Source organism: Mycoplasma sp. 10961 (genome assembly GCF_055523525.1).
Window position 1 is genome coordinate 23,347 of sequence record NZ_JBVFVD010000001.1, and the last position, 22,605, is coordinate 45,951.

At 28.7% G+C, this 22,605-nt stretch carries 19 protein-coding genes; 6 read left to right on the plus strand and 13 right to left on the minus strand.

The window, feature by feature from the left end; genetic code table 4:
- Complete coding sequence (locus AC0B4T_RS00140) at positions 1-687, minus strand: PQ-loop domain-containing transporter (protein WP_465102627.1); 687 nt, start codon at positions 685-687, stop codon at positions 1-3.
- A 97-nt stretch (positions 688-784) separates the two neighbouring features.
- On the opposite strand from AC0B4T_RS00140, the gene mnmE reads away from it, so the two are divergent.
- From mnmE to rsmA, 3 genes are read left to right on the plus strand one after another with little or no spacing between them, the layout of a single operon-like run.
- A complete protein-coding gene (mnmE, locus tag AC0B4T_RS00145; RefSeq protein ID WP_465102628.1) occupies positions 785-2,137 on the plus strand; it encodes a tRNA uridine-5-carboxymethylaminomethyl(34) synthesis GTPase MnmE in 1,353 nt (450 codons plus the stop codon).
- 1 nt (position 2,138) lies between these two features.
- Positions 2,139-2,942, plus strand: coding sequence for a TatD family hydrolase (locus tag AC0B4T_RS00150; protein ID WP_465102629.1), 804 nt, complete (start codon positions 2,139-2,141; stop codon positions 2,940-2,942).
- Positions 2,942-3,721, plus strand: a complete 780-nt coding sequence (rsmA, locus tag AC0B4T_RS00155) for a 16S rRNA (adenine(1518)-N(6)/adenine(1519)-N(6))-dimethyltransferase RsmA (protein WP_465102630.1) — start codon at positions 2,942-2,944, stop codon at positions 3,719-3,721. Before AC0B4T_RS00150 ends, rsmA begins: the two co-directional genes overlap by 1 nt.
- 46 nt (positions 3,722-3,767) lie before the next feature.
- Here rsmA and AC0B4T_RS00160 read toward each other — a convergent pair whose 3' ends face one another.
- The 6 genes from AC0B4T_RS00160 to upp form a co-directional block, all read right to left on the minus strand.
- Positions 3,768-5,501, minus strand: a complete 1,734-nt coding sequence (locus AC0B4T_RS00160) for a restriction endonuclease subunit S (RefSeq protein ID WP_465102631.1) — start codon at positions 5,499-5,501, stop codon at positions 3,768-3,770.
- Between the two features lie 93 nt (positions 5,502-5,594).
- Complete coding sequence (gene lysS / locus AC0B4T_RS00165) at positions 5,595-7,058, minus strand: lysine--tRNA ligase (RefSeq protein ID WP_465102632.1); 1,464 nt, start codon at positions 7,056-7,058, stop codon at positions 5,595-5,597.
- A gap of 6 nt (positions 7,059-7,064) precedes the next feature.
- Entirely contained in the window at positions 7,065-9,626 is a 2,562-nt protein-coding gene (locus tag AC0B4T_RS00170; RefSeq protein ID WP_465102633.1) for a DNA topoisomerase IV subunit A, read from the minus strand.
- Between the two features lie 164 nt (positions 9,627-9,790).
- Complete coding sequence (locus AC0B4T_RS00175; RefSeq protein WP_465102634.1) at positions 9,791-10,408, minus strand: hypothetical protein; 618 nt, start codon at positions 10,406-10,408, stop codon at positions 9,791-9,793.
- A 136-nt stretch (positions 10,409-10,544) separates the two neighbouring features.
- Positions 10,545-10,706, minus strand: coding sequence for a hypothetical protein (locus AC0B4T_RS00180; protein ID WP_465102635.1), 162 nt, complete (start codon positions 10,704-10,706; stop codon positions 10,545-10,547).
- A 94-nt stretch (positions 10,707-10,800) separates the two neighbouring features.
- Positions 10,801-11,421, minus strand: a complete 621-nt coding sequence (upp, locus tag AC0B4T_RS00185; RefSeq protein ID WP_465102636.1) for a uracil phosphoribosyltransferase — start codon at positions 11,419-11,421, stop codon at positions 10,801-10,803.
- Positions 11,422-11,514: 93 nt separating this feature from the next.
- On the opposite strand from upp, the gene mip reads away from it, so the two are divergent.
- Positions 11,515-14,013: an Ig-specific serine endopeptidase MIP gene (mip, locus tag AC0B4T_RS00190; protein ID WP_465102637.1), complete on the plus strand. Its 2,499-nt coding sequence runs from the start codon at positions 11,515-11,517 to the stop codon at positions 14,011-14,013.
- Positions 14,014-14,067: 54 nt separating this feature from the next.
- On the opposite strand, the gene tuf is transcribed toward mip, so the two are convergent.
- On the minus strand, positions 14,068-15,255 hold the full coding sequence (tuf, locus tag AC0B4T_RS00195) for an elongation factor Tu (protein WP_465102638.1): 1,188 nt from the start codon (positions 15,253-15,255) through the stop codon (positions 14,068-14,070).
- A gap of 440 nt (positions 15,256-15,695) precedes the next feature.
- On the opposite strand from tuf, the gene AC0B4T_RS00200 reads away from it, so the two are divergent.
- Together AC0B4T_RS00200 and AC0B4T_RS00205 are read left to right on the plus strand one after the other, a co-directional pair.
- Entirely contained in the window at positions 15,696-18,080 is a 2,385-nt protein-coding gene (locus AC0B4T_RS00200; RefSeq protein ID WP_465102639.1) for a phosphoketolase family protein, read from the plus strand.
- 67 nt (positions 18,081-18,147) lie between these two features.
- A complete protein-coding gene (locus AC0B4T_RS00205) occupies positions 18,148-19,305 on the plus strand; it encodes a trigger factor-related chaperone (RefSeq protein ID WP_465102640.1) in 1,158 nt (385 codons plus the stop codon).
- A 104-nt stretch (positions 19,306-19,409) separates the two neighbouring features.
- On the opposite strand, the gene rsmI is transcribed toward AC0B4T_RS00205, so the two are convergent.
- The 5 genes from rsmI to AC0B4T_RS00230 are packed head-to-tail and all read right to left on the minus strand — an operon-like array spanning position 19,410 to position 22,602.
- Positions 19,410-20,141: a 16S rRNA (cytidine(1402)-2'-O)-methyltransferase gene (gene rsmI, locus AC0B4T_RS00210; protein WP_465102641.1), complete on the minus strand. Its 732-nt coding sequence runs from the start codon at positions 20,139-20,141 to the stop codon at positions 19,410-19,412.
- Complete coding sequence (locus AC0B4T_RS00215) at positions 20,134-21,057, minus strand: hypothetical protein (protein ID WP_465102642.1); 924 nt, start codon at positions 21,055-21,057, stop codon at positions 20,134-20,136. The genes rsmI and AC0B4T_RS00215 overlap by 8 nt, the downstream gene beginning before the upstream one ends.
- A 2-nt stretch (positions 21,058-21,059) precedes the next feature.
- Positions 21,060-21,704: a dTMP kinase gene (gene tmk, locus AC0B4T_RS00220; protein ID WP_465102643.1), complete on the minus strand. Its 645-nt coding sequence runs from the start codon at positions 21,702-21,704 to the stop codon at positions 21,060-21,062.
- Between the two features lie 11 nt (positions 21,705-21,715).
- Complete coding sequence (locus AC0B4T_RS00225; protein ID WP_465102644.1) at positions 21,716-22,312, minus strand: hypothetical protein; 597 nt, start codon at positions 22,310-22,312, stop codon at positions 21,716-21,718.
- A 2-nt stretch (positions 22,313-22,314) separates the two neighbouring features.
- Positions 22,315-22,602 (minus strand): YbaB/EbfC family nucleoid-associated protein, encoded by a 288-nt coding sequence (locus AC0B4T_RS00230; RefSeq protein WP_465102645.1) that lies wholly within the window; start codon positions 22,600-22,602, stop codon positions 22,315-22,317.
- Positions 22,603-22,605: the final 3 nt, after the last annotated feature.

Genomic DNA, 22,605 nt, shown 5'->3' on the forward strand with positions numbered 1-22,605 from the left:
CTATTTTTGGTGTTTTATAGTCAATGTAAATTGAGCGCTAAAAAGTGAAATTGAAATTATTTGTCAAATAAGTCCTCCAACAAAAGATCCTATTGGAGCATTTGCAGCTGAGGCTTCGATAATTTGTAAAATTCATCAAATAATTCAAACAAAATTGTTTGTTATATAAATAACAAACATTCCATATGATAATCCTCCTCATTTGTGTGTTTTTAATGATTGTATGAATTGTGGTAAAAATGCTAAGGTTGTAAAAGCAGGGAAAACAAATCCCATAATTGCTTCAACTGTTGAAGGAATTAATAATGATTTTCATACTCCACCTGCATAAATAATTATATGTAAAACAACAAAAATTAAGCCAATAATAAGATATGCACCAAGAGCACTTCAGGCCTTAACTTTTAATTTTTTGTTAAATTCTGTTTTATATAAATACATTAGTCCCAGCGTTATTGTTTCAATAATTAACGTTATTGTATTTGGAATTATGATATTATGTAACGAATTTGGACTTAAGGCTGATCATACAATCCATAAAAGAATACCAGTGTGAAAAATCCAAAAAGAATAAAAATTTACATCACCAGTTTTTTTGTCTTTGATTATTTTGAATAACTGAGGAATACTAAGCGAAGCCACTAAAATAGCTCCAATGTACCCTAATATAGTAATTGCTAATTGCATTGTATAATTATACCACATTTCAAACATGATGGTTAATTAGACCTATCCATATGATTAAATATGAAAATTTTTTAAATAAATATATATAATTTATTTTATGAATGATACAATCGCAGCAATTAGTTCAGGATCTAGAATCAATCAACCAATATCAATAATACGTTTAGCAGGCCCTGATACTTTAAATATTATTAAAAAAATATTTAAAGGGAAAATAGGGACAGATCATGATATTACTTATGGTAATATTTATGATGAACAAATATTAATTGACGAAGTTTTGGTTATGTGATTTTTGGGCAAAGAAAAAAATGGAAAGATTATTTATAATAATTATGTTGGCGAACCAATTGTAGAAATAAATTGTCATGGCGGAATTGTTGTTACTAATAAAGTTTTAGAGCTTTTATTATCAAATGGGGCAAGAATGGCTGAACCAGGAGAATTTACTCGCCGTGCTTTTTTAAATGGCAAATTAGACTTAATAAAAGCTGAAGCAATACACGATTTAATTATGGCTAAAACATTAACACAAGCTAAAGCTAGTGTTCACCGTTTTACTGGTCAAACTTCTAACTTAATAGATAGTTTATCGAACGATATCGCTCTTTTAATTGGGATGTCTGAAGTTAATATTGATTACCCTGAATATGATGATATAGAACAACTAGATAGCCAGATTATGCTCGAAAAACTTAAAGTTTTAAAAACTAAATTTGAAGAAATTATAAAAGTGTCTAATGATAGCCGTTATATGTTTGAAGGGGTTAAAGTTTCGATCTTAGGCAAACCAAATGTAGGTAAGAGTAGTATACTTAATGCATTGCTTTCGGAAGAAAAAGCCATTGTGACAGATATTGCAGGAACAACAAGGGATTTAGTAGAAGCTTCATATCAAATTAATGGTATTTTATTTAAATTGGTAGATACTGCTGGATTACGAAAAACTGATAATATAATTGAACAAATAGGAATTGAACGATCATTAAAGCAAATTGAAGAATCTGATTTAATAATTCATGTTGTTGATCCAATTCAAGCTGAGAATGTTTTCGATAAAGTAATTCAGGAAGAAAGCAAAAAACAAGGTAAGTTTTATTTAAAAATTCAAAATAAGTCAGATTTAGTTAATAATCAAAAACATGACTTAATTTCTGTTAGTGCTTTAAATAATGATATAAAAGAACTTGAAAATGCATTAGTAAAAAACTTCGAAAATTTAGATATTATGGATAAACGTATTTTATCTAATACCAGGCAACTATCTTTAATTCAAAAAGCACATAATTCATTAATTCAAGCTGAAAAATCCATTTTAGATAATGCTACTTTTGATGTAATTATTGTTGATTTATATGATGCCTGGGATTCACTGCAAAATATTAAAGGTCAAGTAAATCGTGAAGATTTACTTGATGTTATGTTCAAGAATTTTTGTTTAGGTAAGTAATATGAGTAAAAAAAGAAATAAATTTATTGATGCACATTGCCACGTTTCAACTAGGTCATACCAAGAATTTCACATTCAAGAAATTATGGAAGCAGCCAAATACAATAACATTGAATTTTTTATTAATAATGGTGGACATCCACAAGAAAATATTGAGGTCATTGAATTAGCCAAAAAACACCCTTTATTTAAAGCATGTATTGGAATTCACCCAGAAGCTGGCAAGGATGGAGATGACTATCTCCAAGTTAAAGAGTTATTGGAGTTAAATAAAGAGCATATTATTGCAATTGGTGAAATAGGCTTAGACTATTATTATGAAGACTCACCAACTAGAGAAAATCAAATAGCAAGTTTTGAAAATCAGGTTAAATTGGCATATGATAATAATTTACCATGTGTAATTCATATTAGAGACAAAGATAATGAGTATTTAGCATACCAAGATGTATATAACATTTTAGTAAAATATCCTAAAATTAAATGTATGTTACACACATTCGCCGGAAACTTAGAATGAGCCAAAAAATTTTTGGAATTTCCAAATTTATATTTTTCTTTTAGCGGGGTGGTTACTTTTGGATCTTCAACAACTACTAGGGAAGTTATCGAATTTTTACCTTTAGAAAGAATTTTAAATGAAACAGATGCACCGTTTTTAAGAGTGCATCCGTATACTGGGCAAAAGAATGAACCTAATACCGTTTTATATATTTATTATTATATTGCAGGCCTAAAACAAGTAGGTTTAGATAAATATGTAGATCGTATTAATAAAAATGTTAGAAAGTTATTTAATTTATAATGAAAGATAAGAAACACGTTTTTGCCAAAAAAAAGTTTGGGCAAAACTTCTTACATGATTCAAATATTATTAATAGAATAGTTTCATTAATTGATATTAGTGATCAAGTTATAGTTGAAATAGGACCTGGTAGAGGGGCTTTAACTAAAGAATTAGTCAAAAAAGCAAAACAAGTTATTGCATTTGAAATTGATAAAGATATGGTTGATGTCTTAAATAAAAATATTAATCTTAATAACCTTGATTTGAGATATCAAGACTTTTTAAAATCAGATTTATCAAATTTACCGAATTCAATAGTTATTGCCAACATACCATACTATATTACAACAGATATTTTATTTAAAATCTTTGAACACCGAGATAAATTTTCAAAGGCTATTTTAATGGTTCAAAAAGAAGTAGCACAAAGATTAATAGCTAAATATAAAACTTATGATTATTCTAAATTAACTGTTAGTGCTCAATATTTAGCTAAGGTTAATTTAGAATTTATAGTACCTGCTGGTTGTTTTATACCTGCCCCGAAAGTAGATTCTGCTATTGTTTTATTTGAATTTTATCCAAATATCACAAAAGAATCTTGGTTAGAACTAAAAGAATTTTTTAAACTATGTTTTGGTAATAGAAGAAAAAAACTTAGTTTTAGTTTAAAATCTAAATATTCATTTGAGAAGATCAATAATGCATATTTAAAACTTAATTTAAATGATAATACAAGAATTCAAGAATTAGAAATGGAAAAAATATTAAATTTATATCAAGAATTAGAAAAATAAAACGTTTATGCATAGTTTACAAGCATAAACGTTTTTTATATTTGTTTTAATTAACTTTATCAAAGTTTAATAACCTATCCCTATAATATTCATATTGTTTTTGTCTTAAAGCTATTTCAGCTGGTAAGCCTTTAGTCAAATCATTTGTTAAGTCCGAGAAATTATCTAATATTTCAACTATTTTGTTTTGGAGTTGAAGGGGTGGGATAGGAATAATAAGATTATTGACAACTTCCATCGATAAGGATGGAATAGTTGTACCATATTTTGCTTCCATTAACTTATCTTGATTATTCTTAATTACATAATATAAATATTTATAATTAAGAATATCACTACATTCTTGGATTACGTATAAATGTGCACCTGCTCAAAACTTTGAGTTTTGTCATTGAACAAACCCTGCTGATCCACCTTGAGCTATAGTGATTTTATTTTTATTAAAATTATATTCATGTCAATAACCAGTAGGATTTACACCACCATTTATAACTGGATATCCGCTTGTACTTAATAAAGTTTTATTAAGCTGCTTTCCTTTTGATACTTTTGCAACATCACTAAGTTTTTGGTATTTAACCCCATACCCAAAACTAACGAGTTCAAAACCAAAGACATATTCAAATAATTTGGTTAATCCTGAATTATCTTCTCTCTCTCTCTCTCTCTCAATATTATTAATATTAAATGTTAATAAGAGATCTCTATAATGTTCATATTGTTTTTGTCTTAAAGATATTTCAGAAGGCAATCCAATTTTGAGGTCATGACAAATTTTCTCAAAGTTGTCTAAGACTTCTGCAATGCGGTTTTGGACTGGAAGAGGCGGAAGGGGAATTTGAATACCGGCCATGACATTACTCATTAGTTTGGGATTACCCATTCCGATATTTACATGTTCTTTTGTACGGATGGATAATGCATAATATAGGTATTTTATATTATCATTTGTTTTAAGATCTAATAATCCACAAATATTAGTAATATTAAATTTCCCATTACGATAAAATACAGTTCCAGCATGTGCTCCGTCTGTGGTCCAGGTAATATACTCTCCATCGTATTGGTACGTATTAATTTTGCCTAGTTCACCGTTATTTTCAGTTTGTGATGAATATACTGGATATTCTCCTGGGTTATCTCTAATATAATCTTTAGAGATAACGATTCCCCTACTTAATTTAAATAATTGATCAATTCTTTTATACTCAACCTTAACTTTTGAATCATCAAAAGTTAATAATTTATCTCTGTAATACTCATATTGTTGCTTACGGTATTTAAGTTCTGTGGTAAGTTCTGTGGTAAGTTCTGTGAAATTGTCAAGAATTTTCACAATTTCATCTTGGATCGCGCGGGGTGGGAGGGGAATATCTAAATTATAAATATCATTAGTTCTTAAGTTAGGTATAGCACCAATAGCTTGTTTTTGTAGTTTTAATTCACTATTTTTTAAAAGATAGTAAAGATATTTATGATTAACATTATTGTTAATATCAGTTATAACAAATAAACAATCACCAGCCCAGAAGTTTTGACTTTGTCAAGAGACAAACCCAGCGGATCCTACTCTTGCAATAGTTATTTTATTTTCATTATAGTTGTATGAATCTCAAAAACCAACCGGAGAAGTTCCTCCATTTATTACCGGATAACCATTATTTTTTAATTTGCTTTTTAATAGTTGCTTTCCTTGTGTACATTTTGCAACTTCGCTAAGTTTTACTATTTTTACTCCATTAGGGCATAATTCTTTAATCAGTTTCTCAATTTTGTTCACTATTAAACCTCCCTTTAAATAACATTAAATATTATTTAATTATAGCACATAAAAAGGTTATAGAAAAAGCAAGGAATAAGACTTGCTTTAACATTATTTTTTATGTTTTAATGTGGGGAATAAAAGAACATCACGTATAGATTCTTTTTCAGTTAAAAGCATAGTTAAACGATCAATGCCAATACCGCAGCCACCAGCAGGAGGCATACCATAATTTAATGAATCTACAAAGTCTCAATCAATATCACTAGCTTCATCATTTCCATTGTTTTTTTCTTCTAATTGTGCTTCAAAACGTTCCAATTGATCAATAGGATCTGAAAGTTCGGTATACATATTAGCATATTCTTTAGTATTAATAAATAATTCAGCACGTTCTGTAAATCTTGGATCATTTGCTTTAGCAGTTAATGGTGATATTTCGATAGGATGTCCATAGACAAAGGTTGGTTGAATTAATGTTTTTTCAATTAATAATTCAAAAAGTTCGTTAATAATATGACCTAATTGGAAGTATTTTTGCAGTTTAACACCATGGTTTTTTGCGACTTCTAAAGCCTTTTCTAAACTAATGTTTCTAAAGTCTGCGTTAGTAGCTTTAGAAACAGCATCAACCATATCAATTCTCTTAAATGGTGCATCTAAATCAATTTCAACACCTTTATTAAAAATCTTTGTTTTACCTAATTTTTTAGCGATTTGTTTGATTAAGATTTCAGTACGATTCATCATACCTTCAAGGTTTGAATAAGCCTCGTAAAATTCAATTGATGTAAATTCTGGATTATGAGTAGTATCAATTCCCTCATTACGGAAAATACGTCCTATTTCATAAACTCGATCAATTCCACCAACTAAAAGTTTTTTAAGTGGAATTTCAGTTGCAATCCTTAAAACAAAATCTTGATTTAAGGCATTATGATGAGTGGTAAATGGTTTTGCTGAAGCTCCTGAAAGGTAGTTATGTAAAAAAGGAGTTTCCACTTCCATATATTCTAAATCATCAAAATATCGTCTAATTTCTGAAATAATTTTCGTTCTTGCTCAAAACACATTCTTTGATTCTTCGTTCATAATTAAATCGACATATCTATGTCTGTAGATTTCTTCAACATCTACTAGTCCATGGAATTTATCTGGAAGAGGTTTAAGGGCTTTAGTTAAAAGTTTGATATTGGTTGTTTTTATACATACTGCACCGGTATTTGTTTTCATAACTTTACCTTCAACATAGATAATATCACCTATATCAAAAGTATTAACTAATGATGCTAAAGATTCATGTTCTTTTTTGTTAAAGTAAACTTGGATCTTAGAATGATAGTCTTGAATTAAGATAAAAGGGCCCCGCATAGTCATAATTCTACCCGCTACTGCAACTTCATGATTAGAGTCATGTAACTCTTCTTTAGTATATGATTCATAAGTTTTAAGAATGTGATCTGAATATTGTAGTTCTTTTAAACCATTTGCTTTGGCAAATGGTTCAATATTAAGATCTTTATATGTTTTTAATTTATTACGTCTGACAAGTTCTTGTTCTGTATATTTTTGCATTGTTACCTACTTTTCATTGTTTAATTTTTTTAAAAGTTCTTCTAATCTTAATGAACTTTCATTAATTTTTGCTTCACTTCTTATAAAGTCTTCTTGTTCATCTTTTAGTGTTTGTTTTGAAAATAAATCCTTTGTTTGAAAGTCTGATTCATTTTCTAGTTTAAGGAATTTTATTTTTATTAATGATTGTATTTTTAAATCTGTTTCAAAACCATGTTTAATAGTAGTTGGAATAAATAATTCTTCAATAAAACTTTGATTGCTTGAATTTTGACCAATAATTTTAAAATTATAACCTGTTTGCAAATCTGCAACCTTAAAATTATCAATATTAATTATTTTTTTACCTTTGATTAGTTTTGTTACATATTGTAACTTACTAACATGTAGATGCTTAATTTGGCCATTACTCGTAAGGATGTTTAAGATATCTTGGTTTTTAACCATGATAAATTGGGCTACCTTATCATTAAGCGAAAGATAAATTCCTTTATTTCCTTTTGCTTTAGGTGAGTAAATTGCTAAGTCAGTTTCACTATATAAAGAGCACAAACCATTATTTGTTAAAATGAGTATATCATGTAAGCTATTACTGATTGTAACGTTTACAACTTCATCACCACTAGAAATGTTAATTGCAGTATAACTTTTATTAAGTTTTTGTACTTTAAAATCTGATAATTTTACTTTTTTAAATAAACCGTTTTTTGTACCAATAACTAAAAAAATCTTTTCGCTTCAATTATTAACTTTAATAACTGAAACAACCTCTTCGTTTAGTTTTCAATCAACTAGTTCACTAAGTTTTTGCCCAGCTTCGCGCCATTTATATTCATTAATTTTATAGACTGGCAATTGAATATAATTACCATGAGTTGTAAAAATTAATAAAGTATCCATTGAATTAAACTTAGTGAAATATTTTAAGAAGTCATTTTCTTTTAAGGGGTAAGATGATAATGAATTAGAACTCACAGTTTTATCACTTAATTTTTTTAAATATCCTTGTTTAGTAATTGCTACATAACTATCCACATCTTTGATTAAATCCGTTTCTTGGTATGTAAAGATATAATCTTCTTCAATTATTTGTGTTCTTCTAGGATAACCAAAGAGTTTTTTAATTTCTTTTAGTTCGTTAATTATATACTCATTAAATTTATCTTCATTACTTAACAACAGTTCAAAGAGACCAATATTTTTTTGCAATTCCTCTTTTTCTTGGTTTAAAGCTTCTTTGTCTGTTTTACTTAATTTATATAATCTAAGTTCAGCAATGGCGGTTGCTTGATTTTGAGTAAATTTAAAATTATCAATTAAGGCTTGTATAACCCCTGCTTTTGACCCTTGTGTATTTCTAATTACAGATATGATAGCATCAGTTATTTCATTTACTCTTAAAAGCCCTAAAATTATTTCTAATCTCAAATTACTTTTTTCTAAATCGAAAGTTATGGTTTTTGTTTTAACATCTTTGACATGTAAAATGTAATTATCTAAAAGATCTAATAAAGAAGCTAATTTGGGTCGACCATTAACAATAACTACTTGGTTATAGTTATATGTATTTTGTAATTTAGTTTTGCTAAATAAATAACTCATAATGCTTTTATCGTTAGAATCTTTTTCTAAGGTTAATAAGATGTTAATTCCTGATCGGTCTGATTGGTCTTTAACTTCTAATAATCCAGCAATTGATTTATTTTGAATTATTTCGTCAATTGAATAAACCAAAGCTGATTTTACAACCCCATATGGGATTTCAGTTATTTCAACAAATTTATATTCTCCTTTAGTATAAATATCATATTTACTAAAGAGTCTTATTTTATTTTTGGTTGAATTATTACCGTATTCAAAAGCTTCAATGATTCCATTAGTTCCATGAATAATCCCCCCAGTTGGAAAATCTGGACCTTTAATATATTTTAAAATTGATTTTAAAGATGCTGTAGGATTTTTGATTTTATGAATTGTTGCATCAATGATTTCATTTAAATTATGCGGCAACATGTTAGTAGCCATACCAACTGCAATACCCATAGCCCCATTAACTAATAAATTTGGGAATAATGTTGGGAGTACTAAGGGTTCTTTTTCTGAATCATCAAAATTTGGGACAAATAATGTGGTTTTTTTCTTTATATCTCCAATCATATATTTAGCTATTTTTGATAATCTTACCTCAGTATATCTCATTTGAGCAGCTGGATCGTTATCAATTGAACCAATATTACCATGCATATCTAACAAAGGAATATTATTTTTTCACCATTGAGACATATTAACCATGGCTTCATAAACTGAGGAATCTCCATGAGGGTGATATTTACCAATTACATCACCAACAACCCTAGCGGATTTTTTATAAGGCTTGTCAAAGTCTAAACCAAGTGAAAACATTGAATAAATAATTCGTCGCTGCACTGGTTTAAGTCCATCACGTGCATCAGGCAAGGCTCGCTGCTGGATAACATATTTAGCATATCTTTCAAAACGTTCTGATAATGTTTTTTCTAATGTTTCATCAATAATTTTTTCAAGTGTTTGGTTGATTTTAGTTTTCATTTAATTCCTCGATTTATTTAATCTTTGTATTAATTATAGCACGGAAAATGTGTTTTTATTATGCTAATGCTTTTATTAATTAATAAAAAAGAGATTAGTACCATTTTATTAGTTTAGTATACAAAAAACTAATATTTTAATTATTTAAAAGAAGATTAATTATATTAATCTTCTTTCTTTATTGATTTTTTGTATTCATTATTATATCATGACTCTATTTTATTAAGGTATGTCTTTTTATCATCTCCAGGACTAATAAAACCTACTCGCTTAAATACTAATTCTTTACTTTTAGGAACCTTAAAGACTCCTCAATAATTATATATTCTTAGTATAGTCGTACTAGGGTAGGAAAAACCTACATTTCCAAGGTCGTGAATTTCAAATTTATTACTATCTTCATGTGGTATTAAAATACTATGTTCGAGTTGACGAGGTATTATTGTATCATAGATAAATACATCATATTTATTTAAGGTCTCATAAACATCCTTTGCATCTAAAAAAACGTCTTCAAAGTATTTTTTAATTTCAGATTCAATACCTTCAACATTACTAACGTCATGTCATTCTATATATTTCTTAATAATAAAATTATTAAAGTCATCTGCTGTAGATATTTTAATATATCCATTATGTTTATTGGTCTCAGGAACGTCATTAAAAATACCTGCATTAAGTTGGTGACGTCCATTAGTTGTATTATTAGGGCTCCAGGGTGTATTATTTGTTACAAATGTTGCTACTTTTACAAATTTATAAAAGTCTTGTTCAATTGACACATAAATACTTTGAATTTTTTGGTATATTGTGTTTTCGTCTTCTATTGGCGGCTTGTCTTCGCCAGAGGATTGTTTGTGTTCGCAAGAGATAAGCGATAAAGGTAAAACAAAAGAAAGTGCAGCTAAAAATATTTTTTTAATTTTCATCGTTTTTAACCATGTGTGTTACTGCAATTAAGTCATCAATAGAATTTTGAAAGAAATTTGTAGAAAATTTATAACCATGGTTTATAAAAGTTTGACTAGATTTTAATTGAAATTTATTTTTATGAGTTTCATTTCATTTTTTTGTGTACATTTAAAAATTATACATTATTCTATTTTTATTAAAAATATTTTGGTATAACAATACTTTAATTTTATAAAATAATCCTATTCAAAATTGAATAGGATTATTTTGTCCCAAATAAACGATCCCCAGCATCACCGAGTCCGGGAATTATATATCCTTTGTTATTTAATTCTTTGTCAAGTGCAGCAACAAATATCTTAACATCTTTATGATTCTTGAGAATAACATCTGTTCCAAATTTAGATGCTATTAAATTAACAACAGTAATATCTTTAAATCCATCATCTTTTAATTTTTGAATTGCAATATCTAAAGATGCCCCTGTAGCAAGCATAGGATCAAGCAAAATAACTTTTGCATTTTTGTTTATTTCTGGTAATTTATATAAATATTCTTTAATACTTCCGTCAGTATCGCGGTATAAACCTATATGACCGATTTTAGCATGAGGTAATAGTTCACTAAAGCCCTGAACCATACCAAGGCCTGCCCGTAATATTGGAATTAATAAGATAGGTTGATCATATGAATTAGCTTCAAATGCAGTATTTGTTCCACTAATTTTTTTAGTTTTAGTTGTTATATAATCTTGCATAACTGGATATACAAGCAAACGTGACAAATCATGCATAATCAATCTAAATTGTGCATGATTTGTTTCGATGTTTCTTAGCTGATCTATTTTAATATTAATAATAGGATGGTTTATAACTTTTAACATAAATTTGTATCCTTTTATATTATTATACCAGTAATGATATATAATAATATATATAATAGTATGAATTTGAATTTATATTAATAAGGAGAATAAATGAAAAAAATAAATAAAAAATTTCTATTAATCAATAGCACTGTTTTGAGTGCATTTGGTTTTCTTGTTTTAACAAGTTGTGCAAGCGAGCCAAGTAAACCAGTAGTACCACCAAATAATGATACACCTAATCCTCCCGATAATGGTGGTGGCTCTAATCTTCGCGAAGTAGATCCAAATATTTTTAAAACACAACTCCCTACATTACAATCTGTAAAAGAGTATGTAAATGGGAAAAGTTTTGAAGAATTATTTAAAGTTAATGGTTCTTTCATTGATTCAAGTAATTTTAAACAACAATTAACAAGCAAACAATTTAGTGATCAGCTTGCTTCTAATGAACTTGAAGTTTCGCTTAAAGAAGCTCATTCAGACAAGTTTTTCTTTGTAAATGCAGTGTCGCTTGAACAAAATACAGTTAGATTAATCTTTGGTTATAGAGATACTGAAGAATATTTTAATTTTGAAGTATCCGGTTTTAAAGCTGAAAATAATTTTATAATTCAACAGCGAAGCGCCTCACAATCTGAGTGAGGTAAATATGTTAGTTCTACACAAAAACAAAGATATGAAAAGGACATGGAACAATACGACCAAGGTCTTGCGAGAAATTCCCAATTAAGAGAAACAAATATAAAAACTAGTGATAAGCAAAAGTTTGATCTTAAAGCTAATGAAGTAGGAGTGCCAACTTATGATAGATCTAATCGTTTAGGAATGACAATTCCTGAATATGATGAGGCTGGAAATTTTATAGGTTTAAATATGCAAAAAGCTGAGGCACCAAAAACTTATTCATGGGTAGATGGATACAACAAGGAAACATTTAAAAATATTGGTTTAGCCAGAACTATTACTAATGAACAATATGCAACGATGGCAACTCAAACATATCAATTTAAATTAACCAATTGATCTGTTTCTATTAATGAACAAGAAAGAAACTTAGCAAAAGAAATCTTAAAAAACGATGATAAATTAGTTCACAATTTATTTGAAAAAATAAAAGATTCTGTTAAAAAACAAGAGTTAAAAGATAAACTAGACAGAAATATTAGGACCCCTGGTGTTGTCGATGAATTAATTTCCCAAGGTTGAAATCAAATATTAGCTGAAAATTCAGATTATCAACAAGCTTCTTCCTTGTATGATGAATATATTATTGGTCGCCAAAATCTTATTTTAGATAAAATGAATAATACCGCAGGTTTAAGCGAAAAAACAAAAGCAAATATTACTAAAAGAGTTAAAGAAACAACTAACTTTAGACACTTGGAAAATTGATACCGTAGTGTTACACCTCATGCAGGTACGGCATGAATAATTGACCATGAATTAACCCCTCAAGGTCAATATCCTAAGAAATTTTATTTTGCAACTAATTTACACGTACTTGACGGAATGGATAAAGATAATTTTGAAAATTTCCAATTAACTGTTTTAAATGAAAATAACCCATCACTTTATCAAAAATTGGAAACTGTACCTCATGATGATAGATATGTATCATTAGATTTTGCTGGAAATAATAAACTTTCATTAAAACGTATTTTTGATGGTCGTGATTATTTACAAAAAGACCCATCTGACTTTTTAGCCGATAAAACATTTGATAAAAAAGAATTCATTGACTTTGCAGTATTCGAAGTTGATTTTAGCAAAACCAACTTCACCGAAGAACAAATTAGAAGTATTACTAATAATTATGCAGATAAAAATGATAAAAAAATATCTTTTGTTAATTATGATTATTTACATAACTACAAAAAAATTGACATACCTTTATCATTAAATAAAAATGAATTGCAAAAATTACGTGAATATGACAGTTTATTTGCACTTGGTTATCCGCAAACTCAAGCAAATGGATTTTTTGACTTCTTTTTAGATAAATATGAAGATGAAGTATTGATTGCAAATGCAAAAAATACTTATAGCTTGTGAACTAATGCTTCATACGATCTTTACAAAAAGCCTGGCCCAACTAATGATGAAGCATCTAAATTAAATTATGAATTAGGATACGGACTATCATATGCACTAGGATATCGTACTTTTATTGATAAACCAGGTGTTGTAGATCAATTTTTAAGTGCCCCACTATCTGGTGCTGGTGCTTATCGTTCTTCGGATGATGGTAAAGAATATGTTGCTATGAATCTAGGATATATGCCAAGACGTTTTGCTCCCGGTGGTGGTGCATCAGGTTCTTCAGTTAGAAACCAGGAAAATAAACTCGTTGGAATTTTCCATAGTGTAAATCAATCAGCATTAACAGGAATTGCCGCAGCTTTTAGATCAGAAGGATTTAATTACCAAGAACTTTATGGTTCATACAATTTGCCACAGTATGATGTTATTTACGGAGGCGGGAAGGATCAAAAAGTAGGTAAATCATACCGTGAGGCATTATTAAAAGAAAATCCAAGTCTTAAAACACACCTATTTCCTAATGGACTTAATACAATTCCTGAAGAATTTAAATTTAAAAATAACTAAAAGAAAAAAACTACAAGGAAACTTGTAGTTTTTTGATATAAATTTGCAACAAAATTATTTAATAATTTTTGTTACTGAACCAGCACCAACTGTACGACCACCTTCACGAATTGAGAATTTTGTTCCTTCTTCAACTGCGATAGGAGCGATTAATTTAACTTTTAAGTTAACGTTTTCACCTGGAATAACCATTTCACGCCCAGCTTCGAATTCAACTCCACCAGTAACGTCTGTTGTACGGAAGTAGAATTGTGGTTTATAGTTTTTGAAGAATGGAGTGTGACGCCCTCCTTCTTCTTTTTTAAGAACATAAATAGCTGCTTCGAATTCTGTGTGAGGGATAATTGAACCAGGTTTTGCTAAAACTTGACCACGTTCAATTTCATCACGGTTTACACCACGAAGCAATAATCCTGCATTATCACCAGCCAATGCTTCTTTAAGGTTTTTACGGAACATTTCAATTCCTGTAACAACTGTTTTTTTAGTAGCTTTAAGTCCAACGATTTCAACTTCATCGTTTAATTTTAAAGTTCCACGTTCTACACGTCCTGTTGCAACAGTTCCACGTCCTGTAATTGTGAAAACGTCTTCAACAGCCATTAAGAATGGTTTTTCAAATTCTTTAACTGGAGTTTCGATGTATGTATCTACAGCATCCATTAATTCCATAATTTTTTCTTCATATTTAGCATTTCCAGCTAAAGCTTCTGAAGCTGATCCACGGATAATTGGAGCATTATCCCCATCAAATCCATATTCTGAAAGAAGACTACGAATTTCTAATTCAACTAATTCGATCATTTCTTCTTCACCTTCTAACATATCAACTTTATTTAAGAAAACAACGATACGAGGAACACCAACTTGTTTAGATAAAAGAATGTGTTCACGAGTTTGAGGCATAGGTCCATCTGTTGCAGCAACAACTAAGATAGCCCCATCCATCTGAGCAGCACCGGTAATCATGTTTTTAACGTAGTCAGCGTGACCTGGACAGTCTACGTGAGCATAGTGACGTTTTTCAGTTTGATATTCGATGTGTGAGGTGTTAATTGTAATCCCACGTGCTCTTTCTTCTGGTGCATTATCAATAGAAGCATAATCACGAGCTTCTGATAATCCTTTTTTAGCTAAAACTGTAGCAATAGCAGCAGTTAATGTTGTTTTACCGTGGTCAACGTGTCCAATAGTACCAACGTTAACGTGTTCTTTACTACGGTCAAAATCTAATTTTGCCATTTTTTTATTCCTTTCTGAAATTTGTATTTATTTTGTTATATATAATTTTTATTAATGTATGTTTTAGCGCTAAAACCAACCTTAGTCTAGTCTTACATCTAGATCCTGTCCATAATTTTTAGTATATTATTTTACTAAAATATTATTCTTAGCGTTAATTTTAATACTAGTATTGCTTAATGTATTTATTAAGTTATATGTAATTATACCAGAAAAAAATTAGAATTAAAACAGCTAAAAATTACTAAAAATTTAAGGGTTTAAATATCTAGTTTTTAGTATTAAAAAAATGAATTTATTATTTGTACCTTAGCAAATTTTTAGTCTTTAATTGCTTTTTTATTTATTAATATTTTAAAATTCGGTAAAATATTTATACATATAGATTTAGTTGAAGTTATCTATATGTTGTTTTATATCACAAAATTCAAGGAGAAAATATGAATAAATCAAATTTTGACGACAAAAAATATTTAGACAAATTGCACGCTTGATGGAGAGCAGCTAACTATTTATCTGTTGGTCAAATGTACTTAAGAAAAAACCCATTATTATTAGAAGAACTAAAACCAGAAGATATCAAAATGTACCCAATTGGGCACTGAGGAACAATTCCTGGACAAAACTTAATTTATGCACACTTAAACCGTGTTATTAATAAATATGACTTAGAAATGTTTTACATCGAAGGTCCTGGACACGGTGGACAAGTTATGATTTCTAACTCATACTTAGATGGAAGTTATACAGAATTATTCCCAGAAATCACAAAGGACTTAGATGGTCTTACTAAAATGTTCAAAAGATTCTCATTCCCTGGTGGAACAGCATCACATGCGGCACCAGAAACTCCAGGTTCAATTCACGAAGGTGGTGAATTAGGATATGCGCTTTCACATGCTACAGGAGCTATTTTGGACAACCCAGATATTATTGCGGCTACTGTTATTGGAGATGGAGAAGCTGAAACTGGCCCATTAGCAGCAGGATGATTTGCAACATCGTTTATCAACCCAGTTAACGATGGTGCTGTATTACCAATTTTACACATAAATGGTGGTAAAATTTCAAACCCAACTATTTTTGCAAGAAAATCTAACAAAGAAATTGAAAGCATGTTAGCCGGGTATGGTTGGGAAGCTATTTTTGTAGAAGCTGATGTTAATGATCAAGTCGGCATTCACGAGCAAATGGCTAAGAAATTTGACTTAGCTATTGAAAAAATTAAAAAAATTCAAGCAGAAGCTAGATTAAAACCAGCTGAAGAAGCTAAAAAACCAATTTGACCTGCTCTTATTGTAAGAACACCTAAAGGTTGAACACAACCAAACAAGATTAATGGCTTAACTTATGAAGGAAGTTTTAGAGCTCACCAAGTTCCATTGCCTGTTACATCAGAAAACCCAAAAATGATGGATGAATTAAAGACATGATTAATGTCATATCATCCACATGAATTATTTAATAAAGATGGTTCATTTAAACAAGAATTTGCCGAAATTGCTCCTAAAGGCTTGAAGAGAATGGGAATGCACCCAGTTGCAAATGGTGGTGTAAATCCTACACTTCTTAACTTTGGAAATTGAGAAGATTTTGCTCTTAAATTTTCAAAACCTGGAGAAATTAAAGGACAAGACATGGTTACAGCCGGAACATGATTTGCAGATATGATCAAACGTAACCCAACTAACTTCCGTGCTTTTGGACCTGATGAAACTAAATCAAACAGACTATTTGATATTTTCAAAGTAACAAATAGACAATGAATGGAAAAAATTGATCCAGAATTAGATGAATTTTTAAGTCCTGCTGGTAGATTAATTGATTCACAATTATCTGAACACCAAGCAGAGGGATTCTTAGAAGGTTATGTATTAACTGGACGTCACGGATTCTTTGCTTCATATGAATCATTTTTAAGAGTAGTTGACTCAATGCTTACTCAACACATGAAATGAGTTGTTAAAGCTCGTAAAATTGATTGAAGAAAAGATTACCCTTCATTAAATATTATTGCTACTTCAACAGCATTCCAACAAGATCATAATGGTTATACACACCAAGATCCTGGTATCTTAGGACACTTAGCTGATAAACGTCCAGAATTAATTCGTGAATACTTACCAGCTGACTCTAATACTTTATTAGCTGTCCTAGATAAAGCATTTAGAGAAAGAGATGTTATTAACTTAATTGTTGCTTCTAAACAACCTCGCGAACAATTTTACTCAGTTGCAGAAGCTAAAGAATTGGTTGAAAGAGGTTATAAAATTATTGATTGGGCTTCAACTACAAAACCTGGTGAAGAACCAGATTTAGTTGTTGTGGCATCAGGTACTGAACCAAACTTAGAAGCTTTAGCATCTATTTCAATTCTTAACAAACATTTCCCAGATCTTAAAATTAGATTTGTTAATGTAGTTGATTTATTAAAATTAAGACACCAAAGCATTGATCCTCGTGGATTATCTGACACTGAATTTAATAGTGTATTTACAACAAATAAACCTATTGTATTTGCATTCCACGGATTTGAAGGACTAATTAGAGATATCTTCTTCTCACGTCAAAACCACAACTTATTTATTCATGGTTACAGAGAACATGGCGACATTACAACATCATTTGATATTCGTTTAATGTCAGAAATGGACAGATTCCACATTTCTCAAACTGCTGCTCAAGCTGTGTATGGTGAAGCTGCAAAAGACTTTGTTAACTTAATGGAACAAAAAGTTGCTTACCACAATAAATATATTAAAGAAGTTGGTATTGATATTGATGAAGTTAGATACTGAAAATGGGAAGGTCTTAACAGAAAATAAATATAATAAAAAACTATCCATATAATTTGGATAGTTTTTATATAATTATTATTAGATTAGGAGAATAATGAAACATACAATTAAAAATATTACCGTTGAAGGTAATGAATGAATTAAGATTCAAAATGAATCATTAAAGTTTTTAGAAAATCAAAAGCAAAAAGTTAACCAACAAGCAATTTTAGACTTTGCATCAAATGGATATATCCAAGTCGCTATTAATAATGAATTTCATGCTTTATCTCAAAAAGTTAATGATTATGTATTTTATTTTAGACCAATGGTTATTAACAAAACTGTTGATATTAACAAACTTAGCTTTGACTTTAAATCATATTATATAGGTAAAGATGACATAAAAGACTTTACAAATGATGCATACAAAATGCTTCCGTTTAATTTAAGACCAAATTATCAACTAGAAATTGCATCATTTACTGAGCAATATATTACCAACTTTAAATTTAGAAAACCAAAAGATGATGGGTCAGAAATTGAACATAGCGATGTGGTTGTGTTGGAGGTGAAAGACGTTAAAAATAATTCAACTCAACATTTTGAAATTATTGCTTCAAAAGATGTTCCGCAAGAAAACCTTGAATATGTTATTTTAACAAAGAAAAATGGTGAAACATTTACTTTTGCGCCTAACCCCGAATTCAACTTAGAAATTAATGTTAAACAAGTATTTAAAATGGTTCAGGAGCCAATTACAGACTTAAATGCATCAAAAATAGGGATTGAGAATATCAATACCTTAAAAGATGTTAAAGAATTTATCCATGATTCATTAATGGAACAAATTGTTAGTGAAGCTTTATTTGAATATGGTTGAAGAGTAATTGATAGCATTCGTCAAGCTAACAAAGAAATTGAATTACCTGAAGAATTAATTCAAAGTGATATTGAAGCATTTAATTTTGCTCCAGATTTTACGGGTAACAAATACGAAATTGTTAAAAATTCAATTTTAAATTACTTTTGGTTTAATTATGTTGCAAAAGTGTTTGCAATGAACATCACGAATGAAGAATTAGATTATGAGATTAAGAGAGTCCAATCATTTTTAAATAATCCAAATAATAATCAAGTTGATGTGAGGCGTGCAGCTGATGCTGTGTTAATGAAAAAATTAGCGCATAAATTATTAAAAGAACAAAATAACGCTTTTATTCCTGCTTTTGAAAAATATATTATCTTCCAAGACAAAAAACAAGAAAAGTAAAATATTTGTTATTAAATAGTATTTAAATTTTACAAATAATAAAACCTAGCAGAAAATCCTTTTCTGCTAGGTTTTAAGTTATCTAAATATTTTTCTTAGTTTAATTAATTTTTGTGCTTTGAAAAGTGTTGATACTTATTTATTTTTTTATGTTTATCTTTGGGTAACATTATGCACATAGTAAATTCACCTTTAATTGTCTCTAGACTAGATAAATATTTAATTAAATTAGAGGGGTTATCAATAAATCAATTTTCGTGAATTTTTGTTAGTTCTTTAGCTAAAGATACTTTAATTGAATCGTTAAAGACAGCATAAAGATCTTGTAATACGTTTAATAATTTATGAGGCGAAACAAAGTAAATATAGGTATGATTAAACTCTTTAATTGAAGTTTGAAAATCCTTAATTCTTTGGGTAGTTTTATCTTTGACAAAACCTAAAAAAGTAAAAGTATTACTAAAACCTGAACCGACAAAAGCTAAGATTGGAGCACTTACACCTGGAATAAATTCTACAGGAATATTTTCATCTCTTGCAAATGTAATAATACTAAAACCTGGGTCAGAAACTGCTGGCATTCCTGCATCAGAAACAATTGCTACATTTTTGCCATCTTGAACTAATTTAACTATTTTTGTCACAGATTTGGATTCTGTAAAAGCATTATTAATAATTAATTTTTTATTAGTTATTTGAAACTTATCGAGTAATTTTTGTGTGACTCTTGTATCTTCGCAAGCAATTACATCAACAAATTTTAATGTCTCAAGGGCTCTTAATGTTATGTCATTTAAATTACCAATGGGAGTGCCCACAATATAAATCTTAGACATTTACTTCTCCTAATTTTAATAATAAAACTTGTTTCTGAATTTTAAAATTAGCATTTAGTTTTAAAGATTGAAAGAAGTTATTTATATCTTTAATTCAATTACCAACCCTTGGATATGAATTTCACAAATCTTTTTTTAAATTGTTTAGTTGCATAATATATTTGTTTTTATTAAAGTTAGAGTTGTCTTGAATTCCTAAAATTACATACTTTAAAATATTTAAAATAAATTTATTTTTATTATGGTTTTCTTTGGATAAATCTTCATTTAAATCTAAATATAGCAAACTAAATTTAGATTTATTTTTAATAATATTTTTAAGTGTTTTAATGTATTTTAAAAATAAATCTTTATAGTCTTGTGAACTATATTCATGGATTAATTTTTGATCATAATTTGAAAAAGATTTTGCAATTACACTAAAACCATCATTAGTATATATTTCATCATTATCAGTTTCTAATTGAAGCAATTGTGCCCTTGATAAAATTGTTGGTAATAGTTCTTTTGGTTTTTTGGAAAAAAGAAAAAAAACAATATTGTCAGAAGGCTCTTCAATTTCTTTTAAAATCTTATTTAATGACTCTTTTTGAGTATTTTCTAAGTTTTCAATAATAGCTATTTTATATTTATATTTTGAATCAATGTTATTAAGTATCAAATTATTAAAAAAAGATTCTATTGTATCTTTTTTTAGTTTTTCAATACTTCCATCTAAATAGTAAATATTCGGGAATAAAGACTGTAGATCCAAGTTTTCTAGATTTGTATCAGGTAATTCCTGGTCATTTAATATAAAAATAAGCTTTGCAATTTGCACTTTTGTATTAAAGATTTTCTTAGTATCAAATATGTATAAGTGTGCTAGTTTATTTTGTGTTATAAGTTTATTAATTTTTTGATAAATATTTTGCATAATTAATTGTTGATAAAATCAAGGAACTTTTGATTCTTGTTAAGTTTTTCAAAAATTTCATCACAAACTTCTTCAGGAGAGTTCAACCCATTTACCACTACAAAACGCTTTGGATCTTCATTAATTAAGTGTTTAAATCCTTGATCAACTTTATGATGAAATTCCAGTTTTTCATTTTCTAAGCGATCTTCAAAAAGTCTTGAGCTATCTCTACGTTTTTTAGCGTCCTCAGGAGTTATATCTAAAAAAATTGTAATATCAGGAATTGACTTATTGATTATAAGATTTGTTAAATCCTTGGTAAATTGATACCCTAAATCGCGTGCAAAACCTTGATATGCATAAAAACTATCAATGTAACGGTCACAAACAACTATTTTACCTTGTTCTAAAGAAGGCCAAACAACTTTTTCTAAGTGAATTCTGCGACTTGTTGAATAAAGCATAGCCTCAACCACAGGAGATAGATCACTGCTTGGATCTAATATAATTTCACGGAGTTTTTCTGCAACTACAAGATCTTTGCCACCTGGTTCCCTTGTTTCTATTATTTCTTTAGTTGGAAAGAATTCTCTAAGTTTTTTAGAGAATTCTTTAAGCACTGTAGTTTTACCACTACCATCTAAACCTTCAAATGTAATAAACATATCTTATTCCTTTATTCAATTGTTTTTTTACGATTTGCTAAAGATAATTTCAAGGTTAATTCATCAATATAATCAACTGAAGAACCAACTGGTAAACCCACAGCTAGTTCAGTTATTTTTTGATTCACAGGTTCAATAAAGTTCTTTAGCACATGTTTGGTGATTTCACCATCCATATTGGGAGAAAGTCCAAGGATGATTTCATCAAAGTTTTGTGAATATTCGACTAATTCATTAATTAAATTTTGTTCTTTTTTAATAATGTATTCTGAAAGCAACTTTTTACGAAATACAAAATATTTGCCTTTATAAAACTTTGCTTTTTCAATTTTTTGCATAATTTGCAATGATTCAACAATAAGTAATTTATTTTCCCTATCATTACTATTACAAATTTCGCAAGATTGTTTATCAAATAATGGTGCAGTGCACATTTTGCAATAAACAACATCATATTTTAATGATTTTAATGAGTTTGCTAATAAATTAACATCTTGTTCAGAAGATTCTAAAATTCAGTAAATAATTCTTTCGGCAGTTTTTTTACTAATTCCAGGAAGTTTTGTTAATTTAAGAAGTGTATCAGTAATTTTTTCTGAATGAAACATTATTAAAATGGAAAGCCGCCAGGCATTGCTGGAGTCATATCATCTTGTTGTTTTTTAATTTCATCCATTAATTCATTAAGTGCAACAACAAGAAGATCTTGAAGTAATTCCTTATCATCTGGATCAATTAACATATCATCTAATTCAATATTTTTAATTTCGTTATTTCCAAATGCAGTTATTTTAATTCCTTGTTTTTCAATAACAAACTCTTTTGTTGCTAACTGTGCTTGTTTGTCTTCTAATTCTTTTTGTAAGTTTTTAAATTTCTTTAATAATTCTGGGTTCATATT